Annotated in this window: 15 protein-coding genes; 9 read left to right on the plus strand and 6 right to left on the minus strand. The window is 73.1% G+C overall.

The annotated features are described in order from the left end of the window. The first annotated feature begins 150 nt into the window (after nt 1-150). Complete coding sequence (locus ACWD26_RS20970; protein ID WP_451272336.1) at nt 151-2,199, plus strand: AfsR/SARP family transcriptional regulator; 2,049 nt, start codon at nt 151-153, stop codon at nt 2,197-2,199. On the opposite strand, the gene ACWD26_RS20975 is transcribed toward ACWD26_RS20970, so the two are convergent. Then, on the minus strand, nt 2,196-2,474 hold the full coding sequence (locus ACWD26_RS20975; RefSeq protein WP_451272128.1) for a hypothetical protein: 279 nt from the start codon (nt 2,472-2,474) through the stop codon (nt 2,196-2,198). The two genes, ACWD26_RS20970 and ACWD26_RS20975, sit on opposite strands and share 4 nt — an antisense overlap. 60 nt (nt 2,475-2,534) lie before the next feature. On the opposite strand from ACWD26_RS20975, the gene ACWD26_RS20980 reads away from it, so the two are divergent. Then, complete coding sequence (locus tag ACWD26_RS20980) at nt 2,535-2,696, plus strand: hypothetical protein (protein ID WP_451272130.1); 162 nt, start codon at nt 2,535-2,537, stop codon at nt 2,694-2,696. A 145-nt stretch (nt 2,697-2,841) separates the two neighbouring features. Next, nucleotides 2,842-3,681 (plus strand): alpha/beta fold hydrolase, encoded by an 840-nt coding sequence (locus ACWD26_RS20985; protein ID WP_451272132.1) that lies wholly within the window; start codon nt 2,842-2,844, stop codon nt 3,679-3,681. Between the two features lie 62 nt (nt 3,682-3,743). Here the strand turns inward: ACWD26_RS20985 and ACWD26_RS20990 are convergent, their stop codons facing one another. After that, nucleotides 3,744-4,157, minus strand: a complete 414-nt coding sequence (locus ACWD26_RS20990) for a hypothetical protein (RefSeq protein ID WP_451272134.1) — start codon at nt 4,155-4,157, stop codon at nt 3,744-3,746. Nucleotides 4,158-4,166: 9 nt separating this feature from the next. Continuing rightward, nucleotides 4,167-4,694, minus strand: coding sequence for a chloramphenicol phosphotransferase CPT (gene cpt, locus ACWD26_RS20995; protein WP_451272338.1), 528 nt, complete (start codon nt 4,692-4,694; stop codon nt 4,167-4,169). 80 nt (nt 4,695-4,774) lie between these two features. Between cpt and ACWD26_RS21000 the strand changes: the two genes are divergently transcribed. The 5 genes from ACWD26_RS21000 to ACWD26_RS21020 all read left to right on the plus strand — a co-directional run bounded on the left by ACWD26_RS21000 (nt 4,775) and on the right by ACWD26_RS21020 (nt 8,422). Next, nucleotides 4,775-5,662 (plus strand): acyl-CoA thioester hydrolase/BAAT C-terminal domain-containing protein, encoded by an 888-nt coding sequence (locus ACWD26_RS21000; RefSeq protein ID WP_451272136.1) that lies wholly within the window; start codon nt 4,775-4,777, stop codon nt 5,660-5,662. 93 nt (nt 5,663-5,755) lie between these two features. Further along, on the plus strand, nt 5,756-6,262 hold the full coding sequence (locus tag ACWD26_RS21005; protein WP_451272138.1) for a hypothetical protein: 507 nt from the start codon (nt 5,756-5,758) through the stop codon (nt 6,260-6,262). Further along, nucleotides 6,259-6,609, plus strand: coding sequence for a transcriptional regulator (locus tag ACWD26_RS21010; RefSeq protein WP_451272139.1), 351 nt, complete (start codon nt 6,259-6,261; stop codon nt 6,607-6,609). Before ACWD26_RS21005 ends, ACWD26_RS21010 begins: the two co-directional genes overlap by 4 nt. Beyond that, nucleotides 6,606-7,559: an ABC transporter ATP-binding protein gene (locus ACWD26_RS21015; protein ID WP_451272141.1), complete on the plus strand. Its 954-nt coding sequence runs from the start codon at nt 6,606-6,608 to the stop codon at nt 7,557-7,559. Before ACWD26_RS21010 ends, ACWD26_RS21015 begins: the two co-directional genes overlap by 4 nt. Continuing rightward, nucleotides 7,556-8,422, plus strand: coding sequence for an ABC transporter permease (locus tag ACWD26_RS21020; protein WP_451272143.1), 867 nt, complete (start codon nt 7,556-7,558; stop codon nt 8,420-8,422). The genes ACWD26_RS21015 and ACWD26_RS21020 overlap by 4 nt, the downstream gene beginning before the upstream one ends. A 17-nt stretch (nt 8,423-8,439) precedes the next feature. Here the strand turns inward: ACWD26_RS21020 and ACWD26_RS21025 are convergent, their stop codons facing one another. From ACWD26_RS21025 to ACWD26_RS21035, 3 genes are all read right to left on the minus strand, one after another. Beyond that, nucleotides 8,440-8,886: a GNAT family N-acetyltransferase gene (locus ACWD26_RS21025; RefSeq protein WP_451272145.1), complete on the minus strand. Its 447-nt coding sequence runs from the start codon at nt 8,884-8,886 to the stop codon at nt 8,440-8,442. Between the two features lie 83 nt (nt 8,887-8,969). Then, nucleotides 8,970-10,085 (minus strand): ADP-ribosylglycohydrolase family protein, encoded by a 1,116-nt coding sequence (locus tag ACWD26_RS21030; RefSeq protein ID WP_451272147.1) that lies wholly within the window; start codon nt 10,083-10,085, stop codon nt 8,970-8,972. A gap of 256 nt (nt 10,086-10,341) precedes the next feature. Next, entirely contained in the window at nt 10,342-13,053 is a 2,712-nt protein-coding gene (locus ACWD26_RS21035; protein ID WP_451272149.1) for a tetratricopeptide repeat protein, read from the minus strand. A gap of 108 nt (nt 13,054-13,161) precedes the next feature. On the opposite strand from ACWD26_RS21035, the gene ACWD26_RS21040 reads away from it, so the two are divergent. After that, nucleotides 13,162-13,680: a DUF2165 domain-containing protein gene (locus tag ACWD26_RS21040; RefSeq protein ID WP_451272151.1), complete on the plus strand. Its 519-nt coding sequence runs from the start codon at nt 13,162-13,164 to the stop codon at nt 13,678-13,680. Nucleotides 13,681-13,744: the final 64 nt, after the last annotated feature.

Here is a 13,744-nt window from a genome sequence, read left to right on the forward strand (position 1 = left end):
GGCCGCTCTCTTCTCGTTCCGGTCGGTCGTGGTGGTGGTTCCACCGTGCGGGCTTCCGATCAGCGGCCGATGAACGACGGGGGCGGACCCGCTGTACGTTGAGGCGGGGTGGCAGAGACCGGGGTGGACGGACAGCGGAACGGCGGCTGCATGCGCGTGGAGTTCGGGGTCCTGGGGTCCGTCCAGGCCTGGGACGAGGACGGGGAGACCGTCCCGCTCAAGGGACCGAGGCATCGTGCCGTACTGGCCCGGCTCATCCTGGCCCGCAGACGCGTCGTCCCCGTGTCGCGGCTGGTGGAGGACCTGTGGGAGGACCCGCCGGCGGTCGCGGTCGGCACTGTCCGTACCTTCGTCGGCGGCCTGCGCCGCGCCCTCGAACCCGACCGGCCACCCCGTGCCCCGGCCCGCCTCCTGGTCACCGAGGGCCCCGGATACGCGCTCCGGGCCGCGCCCGAGGACGTCGACGCGTGGCGGTTCGAGGCGGCGGTGGAGGCTCCTACGGCCGCTCTCCGCCCCGCGGACGTCGTCGCCCGGCTCACCGAAGCCCTCGGCTGGTGGCGAGGCCCCGCCTACGCCGACTTCGCCGACGAACCCTGGGCCCGCGCCGAACGCTCCCGCCTCACGGAACTCCGCCTCCACGCCGTGGAGCGCCGTGCCGAGGCACGGATCGCGCTGGGCGCGGCCGCAGAAGCCGTACCGGATCTGGACGCGCACGTGGCCGAACACCCCTGGCGTGAGGACGCCTGGCACCTGCTGGCGCTGGCCCTGTACCGGTCCGGGCGGCAGGCCGACGCGCTCTCCGTCGTCCGCCGGGCGGAGCGGATGCTCCGCGAGCACCTGGGCGTGGACCCCGGCCCGAGGCTGCGCCGCCTGGAAGCGGACGTACTGCGCCACGCGGAACACCTGGACCCCGGCCCCGGTGGCACCGCCGACCAGGTCTGGGCACAGGCCGCGGCGGCCTACGAGGGTGCCGTGGCCTCCCGTGCCCGCACACGCCTGGAATCCACCGCCGGTCTCATGCGCGACCTGGCCGTCACCGGAGGCGGCGGTCTGCGGGCCGCCCGCAGCCACCGCGTCGCCGCCGTCGCCGCGGCGGAACAACTGGGCGACCCCGAACTCACGGCCCGCGTCATCGGCATCTACGACGTACCCGCGATCTGGACCCGCTCGGACGACCCCCGCCAGGCGGAGTGGTTGGTGGGGGTGGCGGAACGGACGCTACGGCGGCTGCCGGCACCGGCACCGGCACCAACACCGGCACCGGCACCTCAGGGCGCGATGTACGGGCGGCTGCTGGCCACCATCGCCGTGGAGTCCCGTGGCACCCTGCCGACCGAGCCGGTGGTGTCCGGAGCACCCGCCGTACCCGGTGTACCCGGCATCCGCGCCCTCCAGGCCGCGCGGCAGGCGGTACGCATCGCCCGTCGGCTCAACGACGCCTCACTCCTCGCCTTCGCCCTGAACGGTCTCTTCATGCAGACGTTCCACAGAGCCGGCCTCGCCCCCGCCCGAGACGCCATCGGCGCCGAAGTGGTCGCCCTGTCCAGCCGCCACAACCTCGTCACGTACGAGGTCCTCGGCCACCTCATCCGCCTCCAGTCCCACTGCGCCTTCGCCGACTTCACCGGAGCCGACCACCACGCGGCCGCCGCGAACACCCTCGCCGAACGCCACGAACTCCCCCTCGTCCAGGTCTTCACGACGTGGTACGAAGCGCTGCGCACCGCGCTGACCCAGCCCCTGCCGGCGGCCGAGTCCGCCTACGAGAAGGCCTCCGCCACGCTGGAGGACGCGGGCATGCCCGGCCTGCGGAACGGCCTGCTCCCCCTGGCCCGGCTGACGCTGTACACCCACCACGACCGCCCGGCCCCCGACGACGTACTGACCCCCCAGACGGACTGGGGCCCTTACGCCCCCTGGGTACGCCCCCTCCTGCTCACCTCCCAGGGCGCCCACGACTCCGCCCGCCAAGCCCTGCGCTCCCTCGTCTCCCCACCACGCGACCTTCTCTTCGAGGCGCTGTGGTGCCTCGTGGCCAAGGCGGCGATCCAGGTCGGCGACCGCGCGACAATGCGGCGGGCCCACGCCCAGCTGGAACCGGCTTCCGCCGAACTGGCCGGTGCGGGCAGCGGCCTGCTCACGCTGGGCCCGGTGTCCGGGCAGCTGAGCGCCCTGGCTTCGGCGCTCAACAGTCCTTAGCTCCCGGGGAGGGCAGGCCGCAGGTTGCGGACAGCGGGCGGGGGCCCGACCTGGGCCTGGGTGACCACGGCGAGGAGGTCCACCTCGCGTCGGGCGCCGCGCTGGACAGCTTCGCGGGGGACGACGCCGGCGGCACGTTCTTCTTCTTCGGCGAGGGCGGCGAGGAACGCCCCGTCCTCTACGCGGACTCCGAAGGCCGCGCCGCCCTCATGGCCATCGGCCTGCCCGAACTCCTGCGCCTCCTCCTGGTGGCCCCGTGGTGGCGTGACTGCCACGCCTTCACGGCGGAGGAGCCGGGAGTTGGCCGCCGAGTACCTGGAGGACCACCCGGACCTGTGGCCGACCGGGACTCCGCCGCCGCGGCCCTCCGTCTCGAACTGCCCACCACGATCGAGGCGTTGACATGCCTTCACGAGGTGGCGGTCGGCCCCGGAAAGGACTACGTCCTCGTCTTCACACCGGAGAACCAGCCGTACGATCCGCTGTTCGAGGACTGAGAGCAGGGGGATCGTACGGCCAGACCGGCGCGACAGAATGACGTCGGCGCACCCGGGAATTCCCGCGCCGCCCTGCGCGAAAGCGCGGCTGGTCGTCGGATCAACTCTGTTGCTCGGCCTTCGTGTGCCTGTCAGGGTCTGGGGCATGCCGATCTTCTCCGCTCCTGACGGAACCAAGCTCGCCTACCACGTGTCCGGAGACGGTCCACCGCTGATCTGCGTGCCCGGTGGGCCGATGCAGGACTCCGCCTACCTCGGCGACCTCGGTGGTCTGTCCGCGCACCGGCGCGTGGTCAGGCTGGACCTCCGGGGCACAGGCCGGTCGGCGGTGCCCGACACCCCGGCCTCCTACCGCTGCGATCGGCTCGTCGCCGACGTCGAAGCCCTGCGCGAGCATCTGGGCCTCGACCGGATGGACCTGCTCGGGCACTCCGGCGGGGCCAACCTCGCCGCGCGCTACCTGGAACACCATCCCGGACGGGTCGGCAGGCTCGCGCTGATCACGCCCAGCACCATGGCCGTCGGCATCACGATCACCGGGGACACGCGGCGGGAGACAGCCCGGCTCCGCCGGAACGAGCCGTGGTTCCCGGAGGCGTTCGCGGCCCTCGAAGCCATCACCGCCGGACAGGCGACCGCCGCCTCGTGGCAGGCCATCGCGCCGTTCTACTACGGCCGTTGGGACGAGGCGGCGCGGGCCCACAAGGCAGCGGAGGACGGGCAGCGCAACGACGAGGCCGCCGCCGTCTTCGGTGCCGAGGGCGCATTCGTGCCGGACGCCACTCGCGCCGGGCTCACGGACTTCGGCCGGCCGGTGCTGCTCCTCGCCGGCGAGTACGACCTCAACTCCCCTCCCCCCGCGATCGCCGAGTACGCGAAGCTGTTCTCAGATGCCCGGCTCGTGATCCAGCCCGGAGCCGGGCACTACCCATGGCTCGACGACGCCGACCGCTTCGTAAAGACCCTCGCGGCGTTCCTGGATTGAGCGACGGTCCAGCCGTACGACCTGGAATCGGGCCGGTAGGGCGCCATGGGTTCGGTTCGCCGTCATCTCCCCGTGAGGGCCGCCTCCAGGGCCTCACCCGTCATCGTCTCGATCACGATGGCGTCGTCCCTCATGTCCGCGGGAAGGTGCGCGTGTTCCTCCGCCCGGCACACGATCCCGCCCCGGCTCGGCTCGAAGACGACGGCGCCGAGCCGGGAGACCAGCTCCGCGACGATGTCCCAGACGCCTCCGGCGTGCGGACGGTGCACCGCGATGTCCTGCCCACCGGCGAAGATCTCCGCCTCGCTGCCGTCGGAAGCCCGCACCCAGAACGCGAGGCTTCCGTCCTCGCCCACCGTGAGGCGCGGGTCGCCGACATCGTGAGGCTCCAGAACGGCCCGTATCAGCGCCAAGTCCAGCCGGACGGGCACCTCACCGCCGTCGACGAACTTGAGGATCACCGGACTCCAGCTCAAGGAAACCCCTCAGTCGATGCCGAGGTGGGCCGCGATGTCGCGGGCGCACGTCAGGGACTCGCTGTGGGTCGTGTCGACCTCCACGTCGTACCGCACACCCCTGTGGACGATGTCCGCCTGGGCTGCGGCCATTCCCGGAACACGGTCTCCTCGGGCGATCTCGCGGCCGGCGGCGACGGTGCTGTCGCAGTGGACGCCGACCCAGAGGACGTCGAGGCCGCCGAGGAGTTTCTGCCAGCGCTCCTGGGCCTCGGCTCCGCTGAGGAAGACGTCGTCGATGATGATGCGCGCGCCCGCGTGGGCCATCGCCACGACGCCCTGGGCCCAAGCCTGCTCCAGCGCGCGGAAGTCCGCGCCGATGGTCACCTCGCCGTCGTCGGAGATCTCGATACCGCCGTCCCCCGTCCGCATCCTCGCGGGCATCGCGTCGATGAGGGAGTCCGCCCCGAACGCCAGCCACTGGTCGGGGAGTTCGGCCTGCAGACACCGTACGATCCCGGACTTCCCCGCGCTGGAACCGCCGTTGAGAATGATCATCTGAGTCGCCACGAGGGGCACGGTACGGCGCCCCGCACACGGCACGAAACTTATTTGGCGGCATGGAGTGCATGGAGTGCATGGACGGGACGGACGGCATGGACGGCATAGATGTCATCGAGCACGAGGTGGCCGAACCCTGGGAAGGGGTCCTTGTCGCTCCTGCCCGGGGCGGTGATGTCGGTGTTCTCGTCCTGGCGGGGTCCAGTGGGCGCGTCGAACGGGAGAGGGCGTGTCTCCTCGCCCGGCAGGGGGTGATCGCGCTGGCGATCCGGTGGTTCGGTGGGGCGGGGCAGTCGCCCGGCATCTGTGAGATCCCCCTGGAGACCTTCACCACCGCGGTCGACTTCCTCCGCGCGCACGGCGCGGCGGCGCGCGTGGGCGTTCTGGGCGCCTCCAAGGGGGCCGAGGCGGCCCTGCTCACCGCCGTACGCGATCCGCGCGTGGACGCCGTCGTCGCGCTGTCGCCCACGTCCCGGGTCTGGTGCAACGTCGGGCCGGGACGGGACGGGGCCGCGTGGCCCTATCGGTCGTCCTGGACCTGGCGCGGGCGGGCACTGCCCTTCGTCCCGCTGGACGACGCCTGGACACCCGAGGAGTCGGACGGCGGGCCCGTCGCCGTGCGGGGGTGGTACGAACGCAGCGAGCGTACGTTCGCCGAGTCGCTCCCTCCCGCGGACATCCCCGTGGACAGGGCCCGCGCCGACCTCCTGCTGGTCGCGGGCGGCGACGACGAGATGTGGCCCTCCCTGCCCTTCGCCGCACACCTGGCGGAACGCCGGCGCTCGGCCGGAGTCCCCGTGCGGCTCATCACCCACCCCGAGGCCGGCCACCGCCCCCGCCTCCCCGGCGAGAGCCCCGCGCCGGCGTCCCCCCGCTTCCGGTACGGCGGCACCCCCGAAGCCGACGCCCGCCTGGGCGCGACCGCCTGGCCCCACATCCTCGACATGCTCCGGGGCGGGGGCTGACGCCGGCGTACGCCCCTTTGACTTGCCTGGGAGGAAAGTCAGCGATAACTTTCCTTCCAGGAAAGTGAAGCGGGGCACAGGAAGGCAACGGCCATGAGCACGCCGGTGGATGCCGAACAGGCATGGAAGGATCTCCAGCGCATCCGAGTGCCGCAGGAGCGGGTGTACGACGAGTTCGAGCGCTCCGTGTCCGGCGGGCGCGGCATGACCTACGGCATCGCCGCGCTCATGTGGGTGTTCCTTGCCGGCGTGGGCATGGACCTGCCCCCGTGGGGCGTCGGACTGTTCATGGCCGCCTACGCCGGCCTGCTGAGCGTGCTGGTCGTGATGAGCAGCCGCAGGAGCCGGATGCGACTGCACCACACTCGCTGCCCCGGGCGTACGTGGGCCGCGTTCGGTGCGGCGGCGGTGCTGGTCGGCGGGACGATCGTGCTGTCGGACCACCTGACCGAGCCACTGGAGCCGATCTACGCCGGCCCCATCCAGGCCACGGCCGCGGTGGCCGTCTACCTGCTCTCCCTCGGTCCCGCCAACCGCTGGGCGGCCGACTCGGTGCGGAGCGGCGGCGAACCGGCGGTCGACGAGGAGGCGGACCGATGAGCACCCCCGCCGGCTTCGACGAGCTGATCCACCCCGCCACCCGGCTGTCGGTGGTCGCGCTGCTCGCCGCCACCGAGTGGGCGGACTTCGCGTTCGTCCGCGACAGCCTCTCGCTCAGCGACTCCGCGCTCTCCAAGCAACTGCACACCCTGGAGGAGGCCGGATACCTGGAGCTCCACAAGGAGGGCGGCGGCCGCAAGCGGCGCACCAGGGTACGGCTGACCGACCGCGGCCGCACCGCCTTCGAGGGGCACGTCGCGGCACTCCGGGCGATCGTCGAGGGCGCCGGTCCCCCGGCGGCCGGGACGACGCCACGACCGTCACACCACTCGGGGGCAGGACGATGACACCGACGCGCATATCCGCCCAACCCGTCGTCCACGCGCGCGGCGTGACGATGGCGTACGGCGACATCGACGTCCTGCACGGCGTCGACCTGGACATCCACCGCGGCGAGGTCTTCGCGCTGCTCGGACCCAACGGCGCCGGGAAGACCACCACCGTCGAAATCCTGGAGGGCTTCCGGCGGCGTTCCGCCGGGGAGGTGAGCGTCCTCGGCATGGACCCGGAGCGGGGCGACGACGCGTGGCGCGGCCGGATCGGGCTGGTCCTGCAGTCCTGGCGCGACCACCGCCGCTGGCGGGTCGCCGAGCTGCTGACGCACTTCGCCACGTACTACCCAGATCCGCGCGACCCTGCTGAACTGCTGGCTTTGGTCGGTCTCACCGACCAGGCCGACCGGCAGGTGGAGCGGCTGTCCGGCGGCCGGCGCCGGCGCCTGGACGTCGCGCTCGGCATCGTCGGCCGCCCCGAACTCCTCTTCCTGGACGAGCCGACCACCGGCTTCGACCCGGAGGCGCGGCACGAGTTCCACGTCCTGGTCGAACGGCTGGCCCGCGACGAGGGCGTCACCGTCCTGCTCACCACCCACGACCTGGTGGAGGCGGAGCGGCTCGCCGACCGGATCGCCATGCTGGTCGGCGGCCGGATCCGGGCGTGCGGCACGCCCGCGGAACTGGCCCGGCGGGCCGCCGCCCGGGCCGAGGTCCGCTGGACGGCCGACGACGGGACGGCCCGCCGCGAACGCACCGAGGACCCCTCACGGCTGGTCTGGGAACTCCACCGGCACGCGGACGGCCCGATCGCCGGCCTGGAGGTCCGCCGCCCGACGCTGGAGGACACCTACCTGCACATGGTGAACCGGGCGGCCGACGGCACGGACGAGGGCGCCGGCGCGGCCTCGGACGCGAACACGGGCACGGGCACGGGCACGGACGAGGAGGCACGCACCGCATGAAAAGGACACCGCTGACGAACAGTTGGCGCGCCGGGCTCCAGCGCGGCGTCATCGAGATCCGGCACCTCCTGCGCAACGGCAAGGAGATGGCCGGCCATCTGACCAACGTGGTCGTCGCGCTGCTCGTCGCCGCCTACATCGACGACGACGTGCCCGGCACCCACACCCCGATGACCCATCTGGTGCTGGCCGGTTTCGCCGCCTACCTGCTGTTCCAGGTCGGACTGCTCAACCTCCCGCAGATTCTCGTGACCGAGCGGGAGGAGGGTGCCCTGCTGCGGCTGCGTGCCACGCCCGGCGGGATACCGGCCTACCTCGTCGCCAAGTGCGTGCTGGTGGTCGTCCTGGCGGTCGGCACCCTGGCTCTGCTCCTGGCGGCCGGGGCGCTGCTGGTGGACGGGCCACTGCCGCACGGGCCGGGCGCCTGGCTGACGCTGTTGTGGGTCACCACGCTCGGACTGCTCGCCGTCGTACCGCTGGGCGCGGCCATCGGAGCGGTCCTGCCCAACCCGCGCGAGGCGCTGGGGCTGATCATGCTGCCGGTGATGGGGCTCCTGGTGATTTCCGGGATCGCGTTCCCGATCACCTCGATGCCCGTGCCGGTCCAGCAGGTGGCCGCGGTCTTCCCGCTCAAGTGGATGGCGCAGGGCCTGCGTTCGGCGCTGCTCCCCGACGCGGCCCGTGCCGCCGAGCCGGCCGGCTCGTGGGAGCTGCCCATGGTCGCCCTGGTCCTGGCCGCCTGGGCGGTCCTCGGGTTCCTCCTCGCGGTACCCCTGCTGCGCCGCACCGCCCGCCGTGAGTCCGGCTCCCGCCTGTCCGCCCGCCACCACAAGGCGGCACAGAGCGGCGCGCTGCCCACGTAGGCGGAGCGGTGACCGTCTCATCCGCCGCCGGGCTCGCGCACCAGGAACACGTCCACCGGGTCCTCGCTCTCCAGGGTGAAGCCGTGGCGCTCGTACAGCCGCCGGGCCGGGCTCCCCTGGAGGACGTTCAGGCGGATCCGGACGCCGTCGCGGTCGGAGCGGTCGAGGAGGTCGCGCAGTACGGCTGTGCCGATGCCGCTGCCCTGGAGGTGCGGGGCCAGGTAGAAGTGCTCCAGCCAGTGGGCCTCGGGGGAGGGGCGGAGGGCGACGCAGCCGGCGAAGGTGCCGCTGAGCTCGATGACCCAGGTGTGGGACGGGTCGAAGGCGTCGCGGAGGCGTTGGCGGACGCGGTGGGGGTCGTAGCGGCCGAGGCGTTCGAGGTCCGGGCGCATCACGACGGCGCGCAGTTCGGCCACGGGTTCGATGTCGGCCGTCGAGGCCGGTCGTAGGGTCCAGTCCGCCATGGTCTCCGCTTCTCTCTGGTCGTTCTTCCTCGCCCCTCCGCCCCTCCGCGCCCCTCCGCCCCTCCTTGCCTCTCTGGCGGCGGTCAGGCCCGTGGGTACCGGGTCAGCCATCCCGGGACCGCTCCGCCCGGGCCGTGCAGGGCGGGCCCCTGGGTCATCTCCAGGGCGAAGTCGTCGGCGAGGACGAGGATCGTGGGGCGGCCTTCGAGTTCCGCGAGCCAGGCGGGTGGCAGGGCCGTCTCGCCGTGGAGGGCGCCGAGCAGGCCGCCCGTCAGGGCGCCCGTCGCGCCGGACGTGCCACCGTGGTTGACGGCGAGGCACAGGCCGTGGCGGACGTCCTCGCCGACCAGGGTGCAGTACACGGCGACGGCCAGCATGCCCTCGGCCGTGCCGGCGCCGGCGAGCCGCTCGACGACGGCCGGGGAGGGGGTGCCCTGGCGGACGGCGGTGACGGCCTGTTGGAGGGAGTCGGCGACGGGCTGATGGCCGGGTCGGGCGGCCAGCAGGACCAGGGTCTTCTGGACGGCGGCGTCGAGGCTCTCGCCGCGGGCGAGGCTGTGGACGATGACGGCGTAGGAGCCGGCGGCGAGGTACGCGGTGGGGTGGCCGTGGGTCTGGGCGGCGCACTCGACGGCGAGCTGGAAGACGAGTTGGGGCTCCCACCCGACGAGGAGGCCGAAGGGGGCGGAGCGGGCGGCGGCCTCCGCGCCGGCGTCGCCGGGGTTCTTGGGGGCGTCGAGGGTGCCCATGGTCTCGTCGGCGAAGCCGAGGAGACAGGTGTGGGAGGGGTCGCGGCGGGCGTAGAGCCACTCCTCGCGGGCGAGCCAGCCGTCGTCCTTGCGGCGCTCGTCGGGGCCCCAGTCCCGCTGGGTCGCCGCCCAGCGCAGATACGCCCGGTGCAGATCGGTCGGCGGGTGCCAGACACCGGTGTCACGGCGGACCTGTGCCCGGATCAGGCCGTCGACGGTGAAGAGGGTGAGCTGGGTGAGGTCGGTGATGGCGCCGCGTCTGCCGTACGCGGGCGCCAGATCGGTCAGCCACTCCGGGCCGTACGCCTCGCCGATCTCCGCCAGGGTGAGCTGGTCGACCGGCGCGCCCAGCGCGTCGCCGACGGCAGCGCCCAGCAGCGTGCCGCGCACCCGGCTGCGGAAGTCCTGCTGCTCGGCCCGCCCCCAGACAGCACCGGCTGTCGCACCCACCCCGGCCTCCTCACAGCCCACCCGACCCGTACGTCAGTACGTCAGTACGTCAGCACATCCGTACGCCCGTACGGCTCGACAGTCCAGCACTGTAATCGAATGGGAACGGTCGGTTCAGAGCTCTTGACGAGCGCCAAACGTCTCTTCGGACACACCCGTGATGACACTTTGACCGCCAAACGATCGGATGTGAACAGGCAACGGATTCCAGGCAACTGCCGGGGAGTCCGCGCACAGGGCTCCCTGCCCCGGCCGCCTATTCCGTACGGTCCGGGTGCCGGGCCGCCGCCCCCGCGGCCCGGTCGTGTACGTCCGCGATCCACGGGTCGCCCGGGCTCAGCGCTCGCGCCCTCTCCGCGTCGGCCAACGCCTTGGCCGGGTCGCCGAGTTCGAGGTGGAGGGCGGCGCGGTGGCGCAGGGCCCAGGGGTAGTCCGGGAGAAGGGTGAGGGCCACGTCGAGGTCGGCGAGGGCTCCGTCGTGGCGGCCCAGTTTGAAGCGGGAGACTCCTCGGCTGGCGTACGCGGAGGCGTAGAGCGGATTCAGTTCGAGGGCCCGGTCGTAGTCGGCGAGGGCCTCCTCGTCGCGGTCGGCGGCGCGGAGGGCGTCGCCGCGTTCGCAGCGCGCCCAGGGGTCGTCCGGGTCGAGGGCGACGGCGTGGTGCAGATCGGCCAACTGCCGCTCGTGCTCGCCCCTCGACCGCCGTACGCGCGCCCGGCGCATCAGGGCCCAGATGTACTTCCCGTCCAGTTCCAGGGCGCGGTCCAGGTCCGCGAGGGCCTCGTCCAGGCGGCCCTGGGCGTGACGGGCGGCGCCGCGGGAGGCCCAGGTCGAGCGGCGTACGGGGTCGAGGGCGACCGCCCGGTCGAGGTCGGCGACCGCCGCGTCGGCGTTCCCCAGGAGCCGGTGGTAGTCGCCGCGCAGGACGAGGGTGGTGGCGTCGTCGGGCGCGAGCGCGTCCGCCCGGTCCAGGTCGGCGACGGCGCCCGCGTAGTCACCGGTGCGCGCCCGCGTGACCGCCCTGCCCTGCCAGGCCGTGGCCAGCCCGGGGTCCAGGGCGAGGGCCTGGTCGTACTCGGACACCGCCCGCTCGTGCGCCCCGTCCCGGTGCAGCGCCCGCCCCCGCAGGGCGCGCGCGTACGCCTCCCGCCGGGCGTCGAAGCCGGCCCGGAGCAGCAGCGCCCCCAGCACGTCGTGGACGCCGCCCCGCTCCAGCGCGCCCAGCAGCTCGCGCCCCCACCGGCCCGCAGCGTCGTCGTCGGCGTCCTGCCCGGCCTGTGCCAGGGCCTCCGCCCACCGCCGGGCCACGGCCGTGCCCTCCCCGCACGCGTCCACGACATCCCGCAGCACTTCGGCGAGCGCCCCGCGCTCCCCCGCGCACAGCCGGTGGTACGCCTCGGCGAGCCGCAGCTCCCGCCACCGCTCGTCGCCCCACAACTCCGCGTCCGCCACGTCGGCTTCGACCTCCGCCCGCCACCCGGCGAACGCCTCCGCCAGCAGCCGGTGCCGCTCGCTCCAGGACCGGGGCGACCGCAGCCGCTGCAACCGCACCATCGGCGCCCGTACGACGTCGTGGAACACCACCCGGTCGCCGCGATCGGTGACGAACGGCAGGGCCCGCAACCAGCCGAACAGCCCTTCGACGTCCCCGGCACCGCGCACCAGCCCTTCGACGTCCCCGGCGGCCGAGCTCGCGCCGGCGATTGGGTCGGCACCGACAGCCGAGGCCGCATCGTCGGTTGAGGCCGCGCCCCCAGCCGTGCCCGCACCCTCCGCCCTGTCCCCGCCGCTGGCCGCCGTGCCCGACACCGCCACCCGGAACACGTCCGCGTCCAGCCACCGGGGCAGCGCGCAGGTCAGTGCCGCGGCCCGCCGTACCGGATCCCCCTCCCACTTCAGGAAGCGCTCGACGGCCGTGGCGCTGGGGTCGCCCGCCTCGGCGAGGTCGTCGAGGTCACCGGGGCGGGCCTCGGCGAGGGTCGAGACGAGGACGGGCAGCCCGCCGGTGAGCCGCAGGACCTCCTCCACGACCGGCGGGGCGAGCACGCCCTTGGCCGCGAGGAGCCCGCGTGACTCGACCTCCGTGAACGGCCGGAGGGGCATGTCCAGGACGAAGTCGGTGAGACCGCCCCAGCGGGCGGCGTCGAAGGGGTGCTGTCCGGCGGTGACGAGGACGAGGTTGCCGGGGAGGGGGCCGTACCGGTCGCCGGAGACGATGTCGCGCAGCCACGGGTCGAGGAAGGCGCCCGTCCGCTCGTACGTGTCGAAGAACAGCACCAGCCAGGGCACTTCGGTCGCGGCCCGGACCAGCTCCTCCAACAGCACGGGGGTGAGGACGAGTTCGGGTGCGAGCACCAGCTCGGCGTCCTCCGGCCCACCGCGCGCACGGGAGGCGAGCCCCGTGCGCAACCGGTCGGCGTTGCGGGCGAGTGGGGCCGGATCGACGGCACCGGCGAAGGGCCCGACCACGGGGACGAGCCCGAGCGCGACGAGGGTGGCCCGAGCGGCGACCATGCTCGCGGCCGACGGCTCGGCGGCGCCGGTGACCCCCGGCTCCGCCTCCGGCTCGGACAGGGCCACGGCCGCCAGCTCGGCCTCGTACCGCCGCGCGCGGTGCGCGGCCAGCAGCCGCTCCAGCTCCTTGAACCGGCGCCCTTCCCGGGCGAACCGGTCGGTGATCACCGCCATGGCCTCCGGCACGCTGCCGACGCCGTCGTCGACGTACGCGGTGAGCGCCCCGCGCTCACGGGCGATCTGCTCCAACTCCCTCACGAGGAAGGTCTTTCCGATCCCCGCGTTGCCGTGCACATGGAAGAGGAAGCGGTGCCGCTCGTCCTCGACGGGCAGATCGAAGTTGGCTCGAAAGGCGGCCCGCTCGGTGTTCCGGCCGACGAAGCCCTGGCGGGTACGCCGCAGGATCAGCTCCTGCATCGACGGAATCGGCGGATTCGACGACTGCGCGCGCCCCATGCGTACCCCTCCGGCCATCCTCGGTTTTCCGCCATCGCGGCTCTCATTGTGATCCAACACGCCGAAAAACACCTGGGGTTGACCCATGCTCATGCACATAGTTGGACCATGGCTGAAAACCGGACCCCCCGCTCACTCCTCCCCCTGGCCTCCACGCTGCTCGTCGGCACGGTCGCCCTCTACATAGCGCTCGTCGCGTTCAGCAACATCACCGACTTCGGCACGAACCAGCAGTTCGTCCGCCATGTCTTCGCCATGGACACCACGTTCAAGGACGAGGACCTCATGTGGCGGGCCATCGAGTCGAAGGGCATCCAGGACGCGGCCTACGTCCTCATCATCATCTGGGAGACCGTGTCCGCCCTGATACTCGTCGCGGCCACCTACTTCTGGGCCAGAGCCCTCCGCGACCGCGCCTTCCACACCGCACGCCGCTACAGCACCCTCGGCCTCCTGATGGTCCTCCTCCTCTTCGGCGCCGGCTTCATCGCCATCGGCGGCGAGTGGTTCGTCATGTGGCAGTCCGCCGACTGGAACGGCCTCGACGCCGCGCTCCGCGTCTTCCTGCTGAGCGGCGTGGTGCTCGTGGTGACCTACCTGCCGACGAACGACCGGGCGGCCGGCTAGGGCCCGCCGGGAAAGTGGATCTTTGTCGTGGTCTCGCCGTCCGCCACGGGGCGACCGTGCTGGT

Source organism: Streptomyces sp. NPDC002787, from assembly GCF_053592095.1.

Excerpts from the sequence above, each read along its gene's own strand:
- ACWD26_RS20970 (WP_451272336.1), top strand. The coding sequence starts at position 151 with ATGCGCGTGGAGTTCGGGGTCCTGGGGTCCGTCCAGGCCTGGGACGAG.
- ACWD26_RS20985 (WP_451272132.1), top strand. The coding sequence starts at position 2,842 with ATGCCGATCTTCTCCGCTCCTGACGGAACCAAGCTCGCCTACCACGTG.
- cpt (WP_451272338.1), bottom strand. The coding sequence starts at position 4,694 with ATGATCATTCTCAACGGCGGTTCCAGCGCGGGGAAGTCCGGGATCGTA.
- ACWD26_RS21000 (WP_451272136.1), top strand. The coding sequence starts at position 4,775 with ATGGACGGGACGGACGGCATGGACGGCATAGATGTCATCGAGCACGAG.
- ACWD26_RS21005 (WP_451272138.1), top strand. The coding sequence starts at position 5,756 with ATGAGCACGCCGGTGGATGCCGAACAGGCATGGAAGGATCTCCAGCGC.
- ACWD26_RS21010 (WP_451272139.1), top strand. The coding sequence starts at position 6,259 with ATGAGCACCCCCGCCGGCTTCGACGAGCTGATCCACCCCGCCACCCGG.
- ACWD26_RS21015 (WP_451272141.1), top strand. The coding sequence starts at position 6,606 with ATGACACCGACGCGCATATCCGCCCAACCCGTCGTCCACGCGCGCGGC.
- ACWD26_RS21020 (WP_451272143.1), top strand. The coding sequence starts at position 7,556 with ATGAAAAGGACACCGCTGACGAACAGTTGGCGCGCCGGGCTCCAGCGC.
- ACWD26_RS21025 (WP_451272145.1), bottom strand. The coding sequence starts at position 8,886 with ATGGCGGACTGGACCCTACGACCGGCCTCGACGGCCGACATCGAACCC.
- ACWD26_RS21035 (WP_451272149.1), bottom strand. The coding sequence starts at position 13,053 with ATGGGGCGCGCGCAGTCGTCGAATCCGCCGATTCCGTCGATGCAGGAG.
- ACWD26_RS21040 (WP_451272151.1), top strand. The coding sequence starts at position 13,162 with ATGGCTGAAAACCGGACCCCCCGCTCACTCCTCCCCCTGGCCTCCACG.